Source organism: Spirosoma endbachense, assembly GCF_010233585.1.
GTDB lineage: Bacteria > Bacteroidota > Bacteroidia > Cytophagales > Spirosomataceae > Spirosoma > Spirosoma endbachense.
On the sequence record NZ_CP045997.1, the window covers coordinates 462,992 to 480,418 of the forward strand.

Genomic DNA, 17,427 nt, shown 5'->3' on the forward strand with positions numbered 1-17,427 from the left:
TAAAAAACGCCGTGTCTATTCGATACGGCGTTAGTAAACTACTATCCAAATAAAGTTGTTAATGCACAAGTTGGTACAACAATAATGCCTGCTGTTGCCAGTTCAGGGTAGTAGTAGACACAAAACTCTCTTTTTGTAAATATTCTCTACAGGCGGCATTAGGGATAAATGTAGATAACCTGGGGATAGGTGCTATTCCTTAGGAAAAGTAACGCACAATATGTAAATCTATGTTAATTTGGGTAACATAAAGCAACTGTAAGAGAAGGGCAATAGTAACGGCTCGTAAAGTTGTGCAAAAGATTCATGTGTTCCTGAATGAACTGGGCTTCTTCAATCGGTTCACCCATTAGTATCGGCTTTATTCAAACGAGGGTTGTCGCTAAATGGGATTCCGCAACCTTTTACAGCTACATATTTTTGTTGTCCACCCGTGTCCGCTGGCTGTCCGTTTCTGGACAGAAACTACTGAGCTATTCAAAACAAATAGGGTCTTATTCAGCCCAATCGCCATATCGTCTAGATTGGCACTGGATTTGTTTTGCTTTACTATAACTAACAGTTCAGAGTGCCAATCCAATGAAAAGAACCTTTCTGGGGGAGTTTGAAGAAGTAGTCCTGCTGGTGTTGGCGGCTTGTGGAGAAGAGGCTTATGGAGTCATTATCTGGGAGCAACTTCAGCAGCAGACCGGCCGCAGCATTACCATCAGTGCTGTCCATGCAACGCTTTACCGACTCGAAGAAAAAGGCTATTTATCCTCACAGCTGGGTGGTGCCACCGCCGAGCGGGGCGGAAGGCGAAAGCGATTTTTTGCCTTAACTGCCTTGGGCAGCAAAGCCCTGCTGGAGATCCAGGCTATGCGTCAGCAGTTATGGCAGGCTATCCCAGATGGTAAACTTCAATTGATTGGTCAATAATCCAACTCCTGTCGTTACTGATGTCTACAAACAAGGAACGGATTGAGCCTTCGAATCCCCAACCGCCCCACTGGGCCGACCACCTACTGGACTGGTTTGTTGCCCCTCACCGGCGGGAAGACCTGCAGGGCGACTTGCAGGAGATCTTCCTGAAGCGTGTCACTCAGGTAGGTCTCACACAAGCCCGACGGGAGTATGGTTGGGCAGTGTTACACTACCTGACTCCCTTTTTTTATAAACGACAACCCAACGAGTACCCAACCCCCTCCACGACGGATATGCTACAGAATTATCTCAAAATCGCTTTTCGAAACCTGACTAAGAACCAGGTGTATTCGGCCATCAACATTGGGGGGCTGGCGGTGGGCATGGCCGTTGCCATGCTCATTGGCCTTTGGGTATACGATGAGTTCAGTTTCAACCAATACCATCCTAGCTACGACCGTATTGCTCAGGTTATGCAGCATGCTACCTCCAATGGTAAGGTCGAATCGCAGGTGGCTAACCCCGCCGTCATGGGCCCCGAACTCCGGGCAAAGTATGGGAGCAATTTTAAATACGTGGTGCAGGCGTCCTGGCCAGGTTCGTATGTGTTGTCGATTGGTGATAATCATGTATCGAAAGAAGGGATCTATTTTGAACCCGATGGCCCGGCCATGCTTGGTCTGCGAATGCGGCAGGGAACCTATGCGGGCCTCAAGGACCCCTACTCGATTATGCTTTCGGAGTCAGTGGCAAAATCGCTCTTTGGCGACCAAAACCCGATGGGCAAAACATTGAAAGTCAGTAGGAAATACGATGTAAAAGTGACAGGTGTCTATGAAGACCTGCCCTACAACACCTCGTTTCGGAAGGTAACCGTCATTATGCCCTGGGCGTTGTGGCTGATCGACAACCCCTGGGTCAAAACGATGAAAAAACCCTGGGGAAGCAACTTTAGCCAGACGTACGCCCAGGTGGCCGATCAAGTAGCCATGGAAGACGCGTCAACGCGAATCAAAAACGTAAAACTTGATAATCTAAGTAAGGAAGAGGCCAGGTATAAATGGGTGGCTTTTCTGCACCCCATGAGTAAATGGGAACTGTATGGTGAATTCAAAAATGGCATGAACATCGGCGGTCAAATTAAATACGTCTGGATGTTTGGCATCATTGGCATATTTGTCCTGATGCTGGCCTGTATCAATTTCATGAACCTGGCAACAGCCCGTAGTGAGAAACGAGCCAAAGAAGTGGGCATCCGCAAGGCCATTGGCTCGGTGCGGTCGCAGTTGGTGAATCAATTCTTTGCCGAGTCATATCTGGTTGTATTCCTGGCCTTCCTGGTAGCTGTGTTGCTGGTGTTGCTGCTGTTGCCGCCCTTCAACGAAGTAGCCGATAAAAAAATCGAGTTTCTTTGGACTAAGCCCCTATTCTGGTTCATCTGCCTGGCTTTCATAGGGGTCACCGGATTAGTGGCGGGTAGCTATCCAGCTTTTTACCTGTCGTCGTTTCAACCCCTGAGCGTGCTGAAGGGCACGTTTCGGGTGGGAAAGTGGGCTGCTGTTCCTCGCCAGGCCTTAGTGGTCGTGCAATTTACCGTCTCCATTATCCTCATTATTGGCACGATCATCGTCTACCAACAAATCCAGCACGCCAAAAACCGACCTATTGGCTACAATCGCAACGGGCTGGTCAACCTGGGCGTTGAGAAAGAAATAAAAGACCATTTCGAGGCCTTCCGGGCCGAGCTGAAAGCGGCCGGTGCCATCGAAGAAATGGCGGCTTCGAGTAGTCCGCTGACGGGTGTGTGGAATACCAACGGTGGTTTTGACTGGGCGGGCAAAGATCCTGACCAGGCGGTTGATTTTCCCAACTCTAATGTGACCTACGAATGGGGCAAAACAGTTGGCTGGAAAGTAAAAGAAGGACGCGATTTCTCCCGAGAGTTTGCAACCGACTCATCGGCCTTTATCATCAACGAAGCCATGAAGCAATTTCTGCCTTTCAAGGACCCAGTGGGAAAAATTTTGAAATGGGAGAATAAGCCCTACACGATTATTGGCGTGGTAAGTGATATTATGGCTGAATCGCCTTTTTATCCCGTCCGTCCCTCCCTGTATCATATCGATTCGGATACGCCATGGAATATGACCATTCGCCTGAAGGCGGCTAAAAGTCCGAGCCAGTCAATGGCGCTGCTTGAGCAGATTTGGCGGAAATACGTACCGAATGTTCCCTTTCAGTATGAATTTGTCGATCAGCAGTATGGTAGCAAATTTAAAGCGGAGGAACGGATTGGCACCTTATCGGCCTACTTTGCCGTATTGGCCATTTTTATTTCGTGCCTGGGTATTTTCGGTATGGCAAGTTTCATTGCCGAGCAACGCACGAAAGAAATCGGCATTCGCAAAGTGTTGGGTGCCAGCGTTATGAATCTCTGGCAGTTACTCACCAAAGATTTTGCGCTACTGGTGTTGGTTGCCTGTCTGATTGCTTCCCCGATTGCCTATTACTACCTCACCGACTGGCTCAAAGGTTATGATTACCGGGTCGCCATTTCGTGGTGGGTGTTTGTCATCGCTGCGGTTGGTGCTTTAGGAATTACACTATTGACGGTCAGTTATCAGAGTATTAAAGCCGCCCTGATGAACCCTGTCAGGAGCCTGCGTAGTGAATAGGATTCATATAGGTTATTGCTGGAAATCACCATAGTATCATTGACCTATTTATCTACCCGGACTCTATTTGATGTTCGATGTTAGCGAAAACCAAACGTCGCCTGGCGCCAGCGGTCAGCCGTTGCTGTGCGGAAATGAACAATACGAGGCTACCGAGGCACAATCAATTGCCTATAGGCGAGCGGGCCTGCTATCAGAACGGCATTAATCTACTTACTGATTTCTTTGGATTTGTCGGCTCGTGCGGTAGCGGTCGAGCCAGCAGTGATCACCCGTATGCCGACGAGCTTTTTCTGCTGTTCACTCCTGTTATAATAGTCAACGAACTACTGTTTGGAAAGGTCGCCACTGGCATCATAAAACCGGGCATCTTTATAGAGGTATTTGCCTTTCGGAGACACTGACCAATGGTGTTTTTTTGCCATGAGGGGTTGTCTTTTTTTGGTCAATATTGCAATTGATATAAATAAAAACGCCCAAATTGAGCTAATTTGGGCGTTTTTGAGAGTGACCACGGGGAGACTCGAACTCCCATGCCTTGCAGCACCACCCCCTCAAGATGGCGTGTCTACCAGTTTCACCACGTGGCCATTTCCTGATTGCGGGTGCAAACATAGTAGTTTGATTTTATGGATCCAAATTGTCTTGTTTTTCTTTTCATATTTTCTTGAAAATTGCCCCGAAATTGGCCAAAATTTTGTACTTTTAGTCCTTGAAATAACGTTTTAAAGTTTACAAAGCATGGCGCTCGAACTAATAGGAAAACTTATAAAAGTATTGCCCGAAGTGACTGGACAAGGCAAAAACGGTGCATGGAACAAGCAGGAATTTGTGATTGAAACGCTTGATAGCCAGTATCCTAAAAAAGTGTGTCTGACAGCCTGGGGCGATAAAGCCAATGACCTGAAACAGTTTGCCGATGGTGACACGCTGAAAGCAACATTTAGTGCCGAGTCGCGTGAGTATAATGACCGCTGGTATACCGAACTTCGTGCCTTTCGGATTGAAGTGGCCGAAGGCGATAGCGGTTATTCGGCACCACCAGCACCGGCGCGGTCGGCGCAACCCCAGCAGGCGCGTCCGGCTGCTCAGAACCAACCAGCTGCTATGCCTTTCAACACAACATTTGACGATGAAAGCAATGATTTGCCTTTCTGATGCTAACAATCACTAAAGTAAAAAGGAGGACAGAAATTGATTTCAATTTCTGTCCTCCTTTTTACTTTAGTGATTCGGCTGGGATTCGAACCCAGGACCCATACATTAAAAGTGTATTGCTCTACCAGCTGAGCTACCAAATCTTGGATGGTAAGCGATATATGATAAGGGGTATGTTTATCAAACGCGGTGCAAAATTATAGCCTTATTTCGTTCAATGCAAGCCTTTCTCCTTAAAATAAGCCTATTTTTTTGTCTGATGGCTGGTTGCTTCTCGATGAAAGCCGCCCAGGTTGACCCAATTCGGCGGGCCGATTCGCTGTTTGCCTCTGGGTCTCAGGCTGATGCTGCTAAATTATATGAAACGGCAATGGCGGAGGGAAAATCAGCCACAGATGGCATGTTGCTTAAACTGGCTAGTGCCTATGAACACCAGAATGACGTACCTCACCTGCTTTATTACCTTCAGGTCTATTTTGACCGGCATCCCGATGATGCCGTGCTACACCGAATGAACGAAGTAGCCCGTGCTAACAATCTCAATGGGTATGAAACGGACGACCTCAACTATTTTTACTTGTTCTACAAAAAGTACGGTATCTATTTCCTGCTCTTTTTGCTTATTCCGGCCGGTTATGCATTTGGTGTATTGCTCGTCAAACTGTTCCGGAAGGAAACAATTCCAGTTCGGCAGAAATGGGTTTTACTCCTGTACCTAATCGGTTTATTGCTCTTTGTAAACCTGCCGGAAGGAGTTCAGTCCGGAATTACAAGCCATGATCGTGTCCTGCTTCGTACAGATCCATCGGCAGCAGCACCTGTCGCCGAAATTATTGGCCGTGGCCATAAAGTAAACATCATTGGTAGCCAGGATATTTACCTACGAGTTTTCTGGCACAATGAATTATACTACATCCGGCGCGATAACGTCTGGGTTATCTAGAAATGGTTGAATGATTGAGTAGTTGAATGATTGAATGAGTCGTGTGCAATACTATTCAATCATTCACCTATTCAATCATTCAGCCCCTCAATCATTTCTTTAGCGGTGAATCTTTCTCTTTGGCCAGCGTGTTGAACACGAGTTTATCGGCGAGGGCGGGAAGCCATTTATTTATGAAAACGGTAAATTTCCCTTGTGTTGTCAGGATGAGTTCGCGTTTACGGGATTTTACGGCCCGCAGAATGTGGTCGGCACACTCTTCGGCACTCATCATACTGCTTTCGTCACGCATGGTTTCGCCTTTTGCCTGGCCGTGGGCATCAAGAGCTGAAACACGAATGTTAGATGCTGTGAAGCCAGGACAGGCTGTTAAAACGTGAACTCCGGAATGCAGCAACTCCGTTCGTACGGCCTCTAGAAAGCCATTCATCGCGAATTTTGAGGCTGAATAACCACTCCGCACAGGAAGTCCACGGTAACCGGCAATGGACGAAATACCAACAATAGATCCCTTCGTTTTCAGAATGTAAGGGAGTGCGTATCGAGTGGCATAAACGGTGCCCATAAAGTTTATGTCCATCACTTTCTGGATTACTGCCGGATCCGTGTCAATCAGCATGGAACGCATTGAAATCCCTGCATTATTGATGAGTATGTCCAGGCGACCAAATCGGGCAATGGTCTGTTCGATGAGCTGTTGAACATCAGATTCCTTGCTAACATCGGCAATGAGCGATAGTACAGAGATGCCAGCCTGTTGCAAGTCGGTACTAACTTCCTGAAGTGCATCCGCTTTACGGGCACAGATAACAATACTGGCTCCTTCGCGGCCAAACGCAAACGCAAGCGCACGGCCAATTCCCGACGATGCCCCTGTAATGAGAACTACTTTATCCTTCATAATCGTGGGTGCGAAGATAAGGGAATTCAGTAAAAGGGTAAGTATGGTAACGGGTCGACGGCCAGCCATTCATTCATCGAATTAGCGTCAATGGGCCTTTAAACGTTCGGGTAGTGGTTTGGATGAGGTAATAATAGGTCCCTGCCGGGTCATTCGTGCCGAGCCAGCGAAATTTAGGGTCGCTGGAGGTAAAGACCGTTCGCCCATAACGGTTCGTGATGTCAACCTTATTAAACTGCTCAGCACAGGAATTTTCGGGTAGACCATTGACGGCAAAAAAATCATTGTAACCATCGCCATTGGGCGTAAAAACGTTCGGAACTTTAATGTCGGCAACCACCGATGGATCTTTTACATGAAAGATGACCGTTGTGGTGTCCGTATGTTTCGGCTGACAGGATCGGTCGTCGGCAATAAAGTCAACCACAAACGTAGCTTCCGACTTACCGGCCATCAGTTCGCAGGTCGGTTTCCAGCCGAATAAGGATTGGAGAGCCACGGGGCCGGTTTTATCGGTAAAATTCATGCCCATGGCTTTATAGTCAAACCCCCGGCCAACCGCCATTAGCCGGATTGTGTCCCGGTCGGGATCATCGCCAATAACTGTGAAGGTGCTGCTCACCGAGTCTTTAGGGCCAACAGATAGTTCGACTACCTGTTGCGATAGTGTTGTGCGAACAGTTGGCGGTTTACTGGGTAACCCAACTGCCGCCAAATTGACCGTTACGGTGTCGCGTAGGTTGCGATTGCAGCGGGTATCGGTTACAATAAAATCCACGATGTATTCAGAACGGGTAGCATCGGTGCAGGATGGCTTCCAGGTAAACGGTTGGGCAACTTTACCAACCCCAGATGCTGAACCAAACGTCATTCCTGCCTGTGCCAGTGTAAATCCACGCCCAACGGCCTGAATCGTGATGTTGTCGTTGTCGATGTCGTTGCCAAACGCGGTAAATGTTAAAGACGATCCAACCGTGGCATTTCCTTTGTTTCGGGGCAAGTCCGTAGTGGCAACCGGTTTATTATTCGGCGAAGGAATAATGTTCAGCCGGATGCTGATTGTATCGCTCAACCCTTGTGGACAACCTTCATCGGTGGCCCGGATCAATAGCGTAAAGGGCTGACCATTTCCACCGACGCAACGCCCAAAACAGAATTTGGTTCGAAGGGTATCGCTCGTACTTCGGGTAAACAGATCGCCCGGAGCCAGAGTGAGACCGGGCAGCGACCCGCTCATATTGACAATCCGAATGCGTTGGTTGGGATTTGGATCGGTAACATACAGGTCAAGACAATTGGTGTCTTTTTCGGCAATCGTCAGCACGGTGCCCTGTGTATAGAACTTTGCCTGTCCTTCTGGCCTGAAGAGTAGCTTTGGCGGATCGTTTTTAGGACAGTCTACCACCAATACCTGATAATCGCGACGGACGCGCCCAATCCGAACTCCTTTTCGAAATTCATCTACCTGCACCGAAAACACATGGAGCCCCACGCGATTGGGTGTTACTGTTAAGAGTCCGGTGCGGGCATTGACCTGAAGTGGCTGAGTGCCGGGAATTTCATTCGCAACCGAAACGCCCGCGATCCAGGTTACGGGCGGGTAGGGCCCCGGATAGAAAATTGGATTGTTGAGCTGGTTTAACGCACCAGGGTTAGGCGTGGCACGGTTGCTAAATCCATTGAAAGGCGTGACGATGGTATAACTCAGACTGTCACCATCCGCATCTTTGGCGCTAAAGTCAAGGCTAAATGGCTGACCTATGCAGGCATAATCCCCTTTAGGAACAGTAAAAACCGGGGATGAATTTTTGGTAGACAGAGCGGGGAATTCCAGGTAGAAGGTTGACCCCGCATCGCCGGGATTTTGCAAATTAACAATGCTGCTGTTGCGGCAGCATCGTTCCCACGATAAATAATAGCCACCCGGATCGTTAAAAACATTCGGATCAAGATTGATATCCAGTGTGTGCCGAATGAGCCGGGTTCGCAGCATCGCCGTCTGACAGCTGTTATTTGTGTAAGGGACATACTCGCTGCTCACCCGATTGAGTGGCACATACCCTAAAAGTTCGTTCGTGCGTTTCGAAAAAACACCGACCGATACGCGCCCATCATCGGCCCCCTGGTCGCCATTCACATCGTCAAAATAAAGATTTAAATTAATTCGGTGAGAATAGGCACTCTGCGGACCGAGATAACGTAGTTCTAATTCACCTCCAACGATATGCGTAGCGCGTACAACCCCACTGACAATCAGCAACAAACTGATTATCCCCATCATCAACAAGCGTCTACGGTATAGATGCACCATAAAAGGAATCGGTTAGGTAAAGTAAGACCGTCCGGAAACGGCTGCTTAAATTAGCGGTTTTTTAGGACACTTATGCGTAGAAAGAGTCATAAAGCCCCCGAACGGTTGTACGCAGTTTTGGTCGATGCCGTTGCAGCCGAGGGCAAATGTATTGTACGTACCGAAGAGGGCGTAATTTTCGTCGAAAATCCAACGGGCGGGCCAGGGGTTGCTCCCGGCGACGTGGTTGACCTCCGAATCACGAACAAAAAAAAGCAATACAGGGAAGCTGTTGCTGAGCGTATACACGAATTTTCGGCGGTCAGAACACAGCCTTTTTGTGAGCATTTTGGCACGTGTGGCGGTTGTAAATGGCAGCATATTCGGTACGATGAACAATTGCGGTTCAAACACCAGCAGGTTGTCGACCATTTGACCCGAATTGGTAAAGTGCAATTGCCCGATATTCGCCCGATTATGGCGGCTGAGCCGACCCAATATTACCGCAACAAACTTGAATTTACGTGCGCCGAAGGACGATGGATAACGCAGGCCGAAGTGGGTACCAGCCAGCCTGTCGACCCCAGGGCTATTGGGTTTCATGTGCCGGGCCGGTTCGATAAAGTATTGCCGATCAATCACTGTTATCTGCAACCCGATCCGTCGAATGCCATCCGGCTGGCCGTTGCCGACTATGCGTACCAGCATGACTTAACTTTATATAACCTGAAAGTTCATACGGGCTTTCTGCGGACGCTCATCATTCGAACGGCTTCCTCCGGCCAGCTCATGGTGACGGTGCAGGTTGCACAGGATGAGCCGGAAATGCTGAATGGATTGCTTTCGTTCCTGCACACCACTTTCCCACAGATCACGTCGCTGAACTACATCATCAACACCAAGAAAAACGACAGTTATCAGGACCAGGAGGTTATCAATTGGGGGGGTAAACCTTATATTGAAGAGTTAATGGAAGCGGGTAGCGGTCCTGGCGGGGAGCCGCAACCACTGACCTTCCGGGTTGGACCCAAATCATTTTACCAGACCAATGCCCAACAAGCGTTTAATCTCTATAAAGTTGCCCGCGACTGGGCGGGACTGACTGGTCGCGAACGGGTTTATGATCTATATACCGGAACGGGCACCATCGCCTTATTCGTTGCCCGGCAGGCGCAGCATGTGATCGGTGTCGAATACGTCGAAGCCTCCGTAGCCGATGCCCGTGTCAATGCCGAAATAAATGGGATCACCAACACGACGTTTGTAGCGGGCGATATGCGCGACATCCTGACGGATGGCTTTTTTGATCAGCATGGCCGTCCGGACGTAGTGATCACCGATCCACCCCGAGCGGGCATGGATGAAGCTGTAACCCGTCAACTGCTGAAAGCGGCTCCTGAGCGTATCGTGTATGTCAGCTGTAATACGGCTACCCAAGCGCGTGATCTGGGCATTCTGGATGAAGGGTACCGGGTTGCCGATGTGCAGCCAGTCGATATGTTTCCGCATACCCACCACGTAGAAAATGTGGCTCTGCTGGTGAAACGATAACCCAAACCTATAAGGTCTCAAAGACCTTATAGGTTTAAAAAGGCGTTTCCTGAGCTGGGTCTGCGTTGCCGAAGTTGGAGCGGTCGTTGGCCTTGCTCTTGAATACGTTACCCATTGGTGGTGAATCGAAACTACTCAATCCATTTGTATCCGGACTGAATCCCTGTGTAGGAACGGGTTCAAAATACGAGTCCAGATCGCAGAATTTGGTGAACTTGTTAATGAAGCGGAGCTGGATTGTATCGAGCGAACCACTTCGGTTTTTAGCGATAATTACTTCTCCAATACCAGCGGTCGAGTTGCCGTTTTCATCCTGGGTAATGTTGTAATATTCAGGACGGTAAAGAAAGCAGACCATGTCGGCATCCTGCTCGATAGATCCTGATTCCCGAAGGTCAGAAAGCTGTGGTTTTTTATCCCCACCGCGCGTTTCAACGGCCCGGCTCAACTGCGACAGTGCAATAACCGGCACGTTCAGTTCTTTCGCCAGGTTTTTAAGCGCCCGTGAAATCGACGCAATTTCCTGTTCGCGGTTGCCACCACCACGCCCCGATGTATCGCCCGACATCAGCTGAAGGTAATCGATAACGACCATCTGAATGTCGTGCTGCGCTTTCAGACGACGGCATTTTGCCCGCAGTTCCAGAATGGATAGGGCAGGGGTATCATCAATGAAAATGGGTGCTTCGGTCAGCCGCTGAATTTTGTGGTGTAATTGCGTCCATTCGTGCGGAGCCAGTGTTCCTTTTCTGATTTTTTCGGAATCGATCTCGGCTTCAGCCGAAATAAGACGGTTAACCAACTGGACCGACGACATTTCCAGCGAGAAAATGGCAACCGGTTTGCCATGATCGACGGCCGCATTCCGGAGCGCCGAAACCACAAACGCCGTTTTACCCATGGCTGGCCTGGCCGCCAGAATGATTAATTCGGTGGGTTGCCAGCCCGACGTTACCCGGTCCAGATTTGTAAATCCTGAGGGTACTCCGGTTAGCCCTTCCTGGTTTTTCTTGGTTTCCAGTTCATTTAAGGCCATCCGGACGATGGTGCTCATGTCGGCGTAGTTCTTCTTGATGTTCGATTCCGAAATCTTGAAGAGCGATTGCTCCGTGCGGTCGAGGAGTTCAAACACATCGGTCGTGTCCTCATAGGCATCGCGCAGAATCGTAGACGACATCGCGATCAGCGCCCGTTTCAGCGCCTGTTCTGAAATGACGCGGGCGTGATATTCAATATTAGCTGCCGAATTGACCCGGAATGTTAATTCAGCGACAAATCCACCGCCACCGACAATCTCAATCTCTCCTGTTTTGCGAAGTTGATTGGTAACCGTTAGCAGATCGATCGGATCGGAGTTGCCGAATAGAGTCAGTATTGCATTATAAATACGCTGATGGGACTCCTTATAGAACGTTTCAGGCTTAAGAATATCAACGACCGATGAGAGGGCATCTTTTTCGATCATTAACGCACCCAACACCGCTTCTTCCAGATCGAGCGCTTGTGGCGGCAGTTTACCAAGCCCCGTATCGAGCCAGTGATTGCCTGCTTGCTGACGGCCTCCGGCAAAGGCCGAGGGTTTGCGAAGGTGTTGGTTAGGGCGTGCGTTATTTTCCATCTCTTACTGCAAGTTTACGCATTCATCCCTGCATAAGGCAAGCCCTGGTTGCCTGTTGGTTCGTTCATATAAGCCACGATTTGCCCGTAACATTCTGGTAATGTTGGCACTACCAGCCTGAAAAAAAATTACTTTTTTTGCGCAACGGTAGAGGGGCATTTTCGCGTATAGGATATAAAAAACGGCAGGAGGCTGTGTGTCAGCAAGGTAGCAATTTCTTCACACAAATGCATCCATTTTTATCCACAGGGCGCACTAGGTAAGAAATTAGTATATACGAATAATTTTTTGGCGAAATGTGTTGTAGAAGAAGAGAAATCGCTTACTTTTCGGAATCACATTTTAAACGCTAACTATCGTTTGGTCGAAAAAGTCATCACCCTCGACAATGTCTCGCTCATCGACTTTCTGGGCGTAGAGAACCACAACATTAAAGAAGTGGCTGCTGCGTTCCCTATGAGCAAAATCATTTCACGCGGTAACGAAATCCGGATCAAAGGCACTACGCCCGAGATTACCCGCATCAGTGATATCCTGGATTCGCTGATGGAACATTATCAAAAGTACGGCAAAATCACTCAGGAAAACGTGCAGAACTACATCAGTCATAGCGGTCAGCCTCTTGGTAGTAACGGGGGAATACTGCCTGTGCTACCCGATGATGATGAAGTGCTCGTTTATGGCAATCGTGGCGTCGTCGTACGCGCAAGAACCGATAACCAGAAACGTCTGGTTGAAGCGGCCGAAAAGTACGATCTGGTATTTGCCATCGGTCCGGCCGGTACAGGTAAAACCTACACCGCTGTTGCGATTGCGGTCAGGGCGCTCAAAAATAAGGAAGTAAAGAAAATTATCATTACGCGCCCCGCCGTTGAAGCAGGTGAAAATCTGGGCTTTTTGCCGGGTGATCTCAAGGAAAAGATAGACCCTTATCTGCGGCCTATTTATGATGCACTCGATGATATGATTCCGGCTGAAAAGCTGAAGTTTTATACCGAAAATCGAATCATCGAAATCGCTCCACTGGCCTACATGCGTGGCCGAACGCTCAATAATGCGTTTATTCTGCTCGATGAAGCGCAGAACACGACGCCGATGCAGATGAAGATGTTTCTGACCCGGATGGGGCCATCGTCGAAGGCGATCATCACCGGTGACCGATCACAGATTGACCTGCCCAATCGGCAGAAATCAGGACTTATTGAATCTGTTGAGATTCTGAAATCGATAAAGGAAATCGCTTTCGTCGAACTTGACGGTCGCGATGTTGTGCGGCATCGGCTTGTGCGGGAAATTATCACAGCATATGAAAAAGCAGGGCAATAGCCTGACGAACACATTTCTAAGAACCGACTGGCTATGGCTGGCCGGTTCTTTTATGTACTTTCTGATGTCGCCAGCGTGGGCACAGATACCAAGTGACACGGATCTAAAGCGGTGTGGCACCAGCGATTATGAAAAAATGGTTTTGCAGGTTCGAAACCCGAACCGACTTCAGCAAATTAATGAACTGAACCGCCGAATTCAGGAGGCAGAATCGAACGGTAGTTCGCTTCGACAGGCCGCCGATGAGACGGTTTACCGGATTCCAATTGTTGTTCATGTGGTGCATAGTAATGCATCCGGCCAGATTGGTGGGGCTAACAACCCGAATATTTCTGATGAGCAGATTGCCTCTCAAATTCAGGTTCTTAACGAAGATTATCGTCGTAAAGAAGGCACGAACGGCTTTAATTCGAGCACGATAGGTGCCGATGCAAAAATTGAATTTTTCCTCGCGACAACAGACCCGAATGGTCAGCCAACGACGGGGATTACCCGACATTATTACGCCCAGAAATCATCATTTGATATTTTTTCGGATGATGTACTCCTTTCGCAGATTGCCTACTGGCCAAGTGACCGCTATCTGAACATCTGGGTAACAACCTTACAAAACAACTACCTTGGCTATACCCAGTTTCCGACGGCGGCTGATACGATCAAAGGGTTGCCTGGTGATTCGAATGAGTTTGTGGATGGCTCGATGATCGATTATCGGTATTTTGGCCGAAAAATAGGTACAGTAACCAGTTCTACCTACTCGCTGGGTCGTACGGCAACCCATGAAATCGGCCACTGGCTGGGGTTAATTCATACCTGGGGCGATGGCGATGGGTGTGCCGAAGACTACGTGGCCGATACTCCTCCAACAAAATCACCGAATCAGACGACGCAGTGCCGAACTACGTATTCGACCTGTGTGAATGGGAAACAGACTCGTGATCTGACTGAAGATTACATGGATTATTCACCAGATGCGTGCATGAATCTGTTTACGAAGGGGCAGGTCGATCGGATGCGGGCCGTGTTGCAGTTCAGCCCGCGCCGGGTCAAACTTCTCCGGTCGGTAGCAGCTCTGCCTGAAACAGAAACATTGACCATTAACCTGTATCCAAACCCGGCTGCGGCTGACCCGACTGTGGATGTGCAGTTAAAGGGGTTTCAGTCGTTTTCGGTTGAGCTTTTTGACATGAGTGGCCGGCAGTTACGTGCACTTAATTACGCCGATGCACCCAGTACGCGTGTAACGATTCCCATCGGTGGATTATCGACTGGCTTGTACGTCTTACGGGTCAAGACGGGTAATGAAACCTCCAGCAAACGGTTACTTATTCAGTAGGAAAGTTGTCTAAGCTATGGATTATAGCTTATTTCGAGAGCTGAACTATCAGAATAAATCGTATACTTGGCAACCGTAACCCAAAAAATTACAACACTGGCAAGTTATGATAGCAGTTTTAGCGATATCGAATCCTAAGGATCTGGAAATTGCTTTTTCCATCCGGCGAACCGTTTTTGTTGAGGAGCAAAAGGTGCGATCTGAGGAGGAATATGACGAATTTGAATCAACCAGTACACATTTTCTAGCTCGCGCCGATGGTGAACCCTGCGGTACAGCCCGCTGGAGACGCACATCTAACGGTGTTAAGTTAGAGCGTTTCGCCGTACTTCAGGCGTTTCGGGGGCAGGGTGTTGGAAAGGCGCTTGTTCGGGCCGTACTTGATGATGTATTTAGCCAACAGCCCGAGCCGATCGAACGTATTTACCTGCATGCTCAGTTAACGGCCATGCCACTTTACGCGGATTTTGGGTTTGTACCCGTTGGACCGATGTTCGAAGAGGCCGGTATTCAGCACTATAAAATGGTATTACCCGGTTCAGCTTATACGAAAGAATGAACGGTCTGGGCACACGAGGCCAACCATTTGTTCGGTATGCGGCAGGGCTGATTGCAGGGATTGTTCTGTATGTGAACTACCCGGATTTCTACCTTATTCCGTTGCTTGCCATTGTATTGGGAACGGGGCTTTTCGGCTGGGCATTTCAACGGAATTCTAAGCAGACCCTCAAGCCCATCCAGATCAAACAGGGAGCAGGTGGGTTATTAATACTCCTTGCATTGGGTTGGTCGATTGCATACCAGCATACGGACAGCAATCGACCCGATAATAGTATTCATCTCAGCGATTCATTACGCGCTTATGTGGGCGTGGTCGCATCGCAGCCCGAAGAACGAGCCAGAACATACCGCGTTGAGCTGGAAATGACTAAGGGTGAATGGGCAGGTAAGGCGGGTCGTGACCAGTGGCAATCGATCAGCGGCAGAGTTATCGTATACCTCGATAAAGCTGGCCAGCGAATGCCCCGTTATGGAGACATATGGCTCGTTTCGGGTTCACCCCGGCCAATCGATCCTCCACTTAACCCCGGTGAGTTTAATTATAAACGTTACCTCAGCTACCGGAACATCTATCATCAACAGTACCTGCGCCTTTATCAACGAACGGTTCTGGGGTATGATCCTCCCAATCCGGTTACAAAACTGGCAACAGTTGTTAATCGTTGGGCCGACAGCGTTTTTACGCAACAAGTGGGCTCCCGCGCTGAATATGGACTTGTTAACGCCATGATTCTGGGCATTCGCGACGATCTCGACACGGATTTGTATCGGGCTTATTCAGCGGCAGGGGCGGTCCATATTTTGTCGGTGTCAGGATTGCACGTTGGAATTCTCTTTGCCGTTCTGACTTACCTCCTGAGCTTTTTGATTAAACGACCTAAGGGGAAAATCATAATGGCGGTACTGCAATTGGTGATTTTGTGGTTTTACGCTCTCGTTACAGGATTTTCGCCACCCGTACTTCGGTCGGCGGGTATGTTTACACTGCTCATATTAGCAAATGCACTCGGCCGGCAACAGCAACTAATGAATACGCTCGGTGCATCGGCTTTTTTTATCCTGTGTTTCGATCCATATGCGTTATTTTCTGCCGGTTTTCAACTGTCATACCTGGCTGTGGCAGGCATTGGTGCCTGGCAATCATCGCTAAACCAGGTGTTTACTTTTCGTAATAAATGGTTGAATCGACTTTGGGAGCTAACAGCAGTGGCTATCGTGGCGCAACTTATTACCTTTCCGCTCGGCATATTCTATTTTCACCAGTTTCCGACTTATTTTCTGGTGGCAAATCCGGTCGTAATTGTCATGTCGGAGATTTTATTGCCACTGGCTATGGCCACACTGGCGTTTAGCTGGGTGCCTTATCTGGCTGATTGGCTGGGCTGGCTTCTGCAGAAAACAGCCTGGCTGTTAAATTCTGCCGTAACACAAACCGGTCAGTTGCCAGGAGCCGCCTGGGATGGTCTATGGTTGTCGCCAGTGGCAATGCTGCTAACCTATGCCGTACTATTGTCTGGCGTAGCGCTGGTCATGACTCGTCAACGAGCCTTTTTATGGGCCACATGTGTGAGTACCTTACTACTTTCCGGTGCATTGCTCTGGAGCGATTATGAACAGGCTCACCAGCAACGACTGGCCGTTCATTTTGTGCCACACCGAACGGCGGTTAGCCTGACCACTGGCCACGAAAGTATCCTGCTGACCGACCTCGATTCTGCTGATACCCGCTCGTTTGACTTCTACCTCAGGAATACATTCGGTCAATGGGGTGTTTCGCGACTTAAGCGGGCTAGTACACACGCTAGTAGTAATAGCTCGTCAGAATCAAAACGAATTTCCACGTATTTCCAGTCAAGCGAGTACGCTTTATGGGTCTGGCAAGGAAAAACGCTGTTACTGGTCAACAAACTGACCGAACGAAACCGATGGCGACTGCCAGCGGTTATCGATTACCTGATTATTCGGCGGAATGCTCTGCACGATTGGGATCAACTCAATGGTCGGGTAGTGGCCCGGCACATAATTTTCGATGATTCGAATAAAACACCACTGACAGACAGACTATTGACTGAAGCCAGGACGCGCGGAATTATCTGTTACTCCGTACGCCAGATGGGAGCGTATGTTACGGAATTAGAGTGAAGTGGAGTGATATTCGATCACTC

Annotated in this window: 12 protein-coding genes and 2 tRNA genes; 9 read left to right on the forward strand and 5 right to left on the reverse strand. The window is 48.9% G+C overall.

Translation table 11 applies throughout. The features are described from left to right. Nucleotides 1-579: 579 nt before the first annotated feature. Together GJR95_RS01765 and GJR95_RS01770 are read left to right on the forward strand one after the other, a co-directional pair. The gene (locus GJR95_RS01765; protein WP_162384249.1) at nucleotides 580-918 is read left to right on the forward strand and encodes a PadR family transcriptional regulator; all 339 of its coding nucleotides are present in this window, start codon (nucleotides 580-582) and stop codon (nucleotides 916-918) included. A gap of 20 nt (nucleotides 919-938) precedes the next feature. Then, nucleotides 939-3,578, forward strand: a complete 2,640-nt coding sequence (locus tag GJR95_RS01770) for an ABC transporter permease (protein WP_174260179.1) — start codon at nucleotides 939-941, stop codon at nucleotides 3,576-3,578. Nucleotides 3,579-4,086: 508 nt separating this feature from the next. On the opposite strand, the gene GJR95_RS01775 is transcribed toward GJR95_RS01770, so the two are convergent. Then, nucleotides 4,087-4,168 (reverse strand) — tRNA-Leu (locus GJR95_RS01775). 151 nt (nucleotides 4,169-4,319) lie between these two features. On the opposite strand from GJR95_RS01775, the gene GJR95_RS01780 reads away from it, so the two are divergent. Continuing rightward, nucleotides 4,320-4,736 carry a DUF3127 domain-containing protein gene (locus GJR95_RS01780; protein ID WP_162384250.1) on the forward strand — a complete coding sequence of 139 codons (417 nt, stop codon included), beginning with the start codon at nucleotides 4,320-4,322 and terminating at the stop codon, nucleotides 4,734-4,736. Nucleotides 4,737-4,806: 70 nt separating this feature from the next. Here GJR95_RS01780 and GJR95_RS01785 read toward each other — a convergent pair. Beyond that, nucleotides 4,807-4,879, reverse strand: a tRNA-Lys gene (locus GJR95_RS01785). A gap of 74 nt (nucleotides 4,880-4,953) precedes the next feature. Between GJR95_RS01785 and GJR95_RS01790 the strand changes: the two genes are divergently transcribed. Then, the gene (locus tag GJR95_RS01790; protein ID WP_394369983.1) at nucleotides 4,954-5,679 is read left to right on the forward strand and encodes a hypothetical protein; all 726 of its coding nucleotides are present in this window, start codon (nucleotides 4,954-4,956) and stop codon (nucleotides 5,677-5,679) included. Between the two features lie 91 nt (nucleotides 5,680-5,770). Here GJR95_RS01790 and GJR95_RS01795 read toward each other — a convergent pair whose 3' ends face one another. Together GJR95_RS01795 and GJR95_RS01800 are read right to left on the reverse strand one after the other, a co-directional pair. Beyond that, nucleotides 5,771-6,580 (reverse strand): SDR family oxidoreductase, encoded by an 810-nt coding sequence (locus tag GJR95_RS01795; protein ID WP_162384251.1) that lies wholly within the window; start codon nucleotides 6,578-6,580, stop codon nucleotides 5,771-5,773. 73 nt (nucleotides 6,581-6,653) lie between these two features. Next, nucleotides 6,654-8,891, reverse strand: a complete 2,238-nt coding sequence (locus GJR95_RS01800; protein ID WP_162384252.1) for a gliding motility-associated C-terminal domain-containing protein — start codon at nucleotides 8,889-8,891, stop codon at nucleotides 6,654-6,656. Between the two features lie 72 nt (nucleotides 8,892-8,963). Between GJR95_RS01800 and rlmD the strand changes: the two genes are divergently transcribed. Beyond that, nucleotides 8,964-10,421: a 23S rRNA (uracil(1939)-C(5))-methyltransferase RlmD gene (gene rlmD / locus GJR95_RS01805; protein ID WP_162384253.1), complete on the forward strand. Its 1,458-nt coding sequence runs from the start codon at nucleotides 8,964-8,966 to the stop codon at nucleotides 10,419-10,421. Nucleotides 10,422-10,455: 34 nt separating this feature from the next. Here the strand turns inward: rlmD and dnaB are convergent, their stop codons facing one another. Continuing rightward, a complete protein-coding gene (gene dnaB / locus GJR95_RS01810; protein ID WP_162384254.1) occupies nucleotides 10,456-12,039 on the reverse strand; it encodes a replicative DNA helicase in 1,584 nt (527 codons plus the stop codon). Between the two features lie 360 nt (nucleotides 12,040-12,399). Between dnaB and GJR95_RS01815 the strand changes: the two genes are divergently transcribed. The 4 genes from GJR95_RS01815 (at nucleotide 12,400) to GJR95_RS01830 (ending at nucleotide 17,404) form a co-directional block, all read left to right on the forward strand. Beyond that, a complete protein-coding gene (locus GJR95_RS01815) occupies nucleotides 12,400-13,365 on the forward strand; it encodes a PhoH family protein (RefSeq protein ID WP_162384255.1) in 966 nt (321 codons plus the stop codon). Further along, complete coding sequence (locus GJR95_RS01820) at nucleotides 13,346-14,701, forward strand: M43 family zinc metalloprotease (RefSeq protein WP_162384256.1); 1,356 nt, start codon at nucleotides 13,346-13,348, stop codon at nucleotides 14,699-14,701. The genes GJR95_RS01815 and GJR95_RS01820 overlap by 20 nt, the downstream gene beginning before the upstream one ends. A 106-nt stretch (nucleotides 14,702-14,807) precedes the next feature. After that, nucleotides 14,808-15,260, forward strand: a complete 453-nt coding sequence (locus tag GJR95_RS01825; protein WP_162384257.1) for a GNAT family N-acetyltransferase — start codon at nucleotides 14,808-14,810, stop codon at nucleotides 15,258-15,260. Continuing rightward, a complete protein-coding gene (locus tag GJR95_RS01830) occupies nucleotides 15,257-17,404 on the forward strand; it encodes a ComEC/Rec2 family competence protein (protein WP_162384258.1) in 2,148 nt (715 codons plus the stop codon). The genes GJR95_RS01825 and GJR95_RS01830 overlap by 4 nt, the downstream gene beginning before the upstream one ends. Nucleotides 17,405-17,427: the final 23 nt, after the last annotated feature.

What these genes read in the sequence shown, in the direction of transcription:
- GJR95_RS01795 (WP_162384251.1), bottom strand. Translation starts at nt 6,580, where the DNA reads ATGAAGGATAAAGTAGTTCTCATTACAGGGGCATCGTCGGGAATTGGC.
- rlmD (WP_162384253.1), top strand. Translation starts at nt 8,964, where the DNA reads ATGCGTAGAAAGAGTCATAAAGCCCCCGAACGGTTGTACGCAGTTTTG.
- GJR95_RS01770 (WP_174260179.1), top strand. Translation starts at nt 939, where the DNA reads ATGTCTACAAACAAGGAACGGATTGAGCCTTCGAATCCCCAACCGCCC.
- dnaB (WP_162384254.1), bottom strand. Translation starts at nt 12,039, where the DNA reads ATGGAAAATAACGCACGCCCTAACCAACACCTTCGCAAACCCTCGGCC.
- GJR95_RS01780 (WP_162384250.1), top strand. Translation starts at nt 4,320, where the DNA reads ATGGCGCTCGAACTAATAGGAAAACTTATAAAAGTATTGCCCGAAGTG.
- GJR95_RS01830 (WP_162384258.1), top strand. Translation starts at nt 15,257, where the DNA reads ATGAACGGTCTGGGCACACGAGGCCAACCATTTGTTCGGTATGCGGCA.
- GJR95_RS01765 (WP_162384249.1), top strand. Translation starts at nt 580, where the DNA reads ATGAAAAGAACCTTTCTGGGGGAGTTTGAAGAAGTAGTCCTGCTGGTG.
- GJR95_RS01790 (WP_394369983.1), top strand. Translation starts at nt 4,954, where the DNA reads ATGCAAGCCTTTCTCCTTAAAATAAGCCTATTTTTTTGTCTGATGGCT.
- GJR95_RS01800 (WP_162384252.1), bottom strand. Translation starts at nt 8,891, where the DNA reads ATGGTGCATCTATACCGTAGACGCTTGTTGATGATGGGGATAATCAGT.
- GJR95_RS01825 (WP_162384257.1), top strand. Translation starts at nt 14,808, where the DNA reads ATGATAGCAGTTTTAGCGATATCGAATCCTAAGGATCTGGAAATTGCT.
- GJR95_RS01820 (WP_162384256.1), top strand. Translation starts at nt 13,346, where the DNA reads ATGAAAAAGCAGGGCAATAGCCTGACGAACACATTTCTAAGAACCGAC.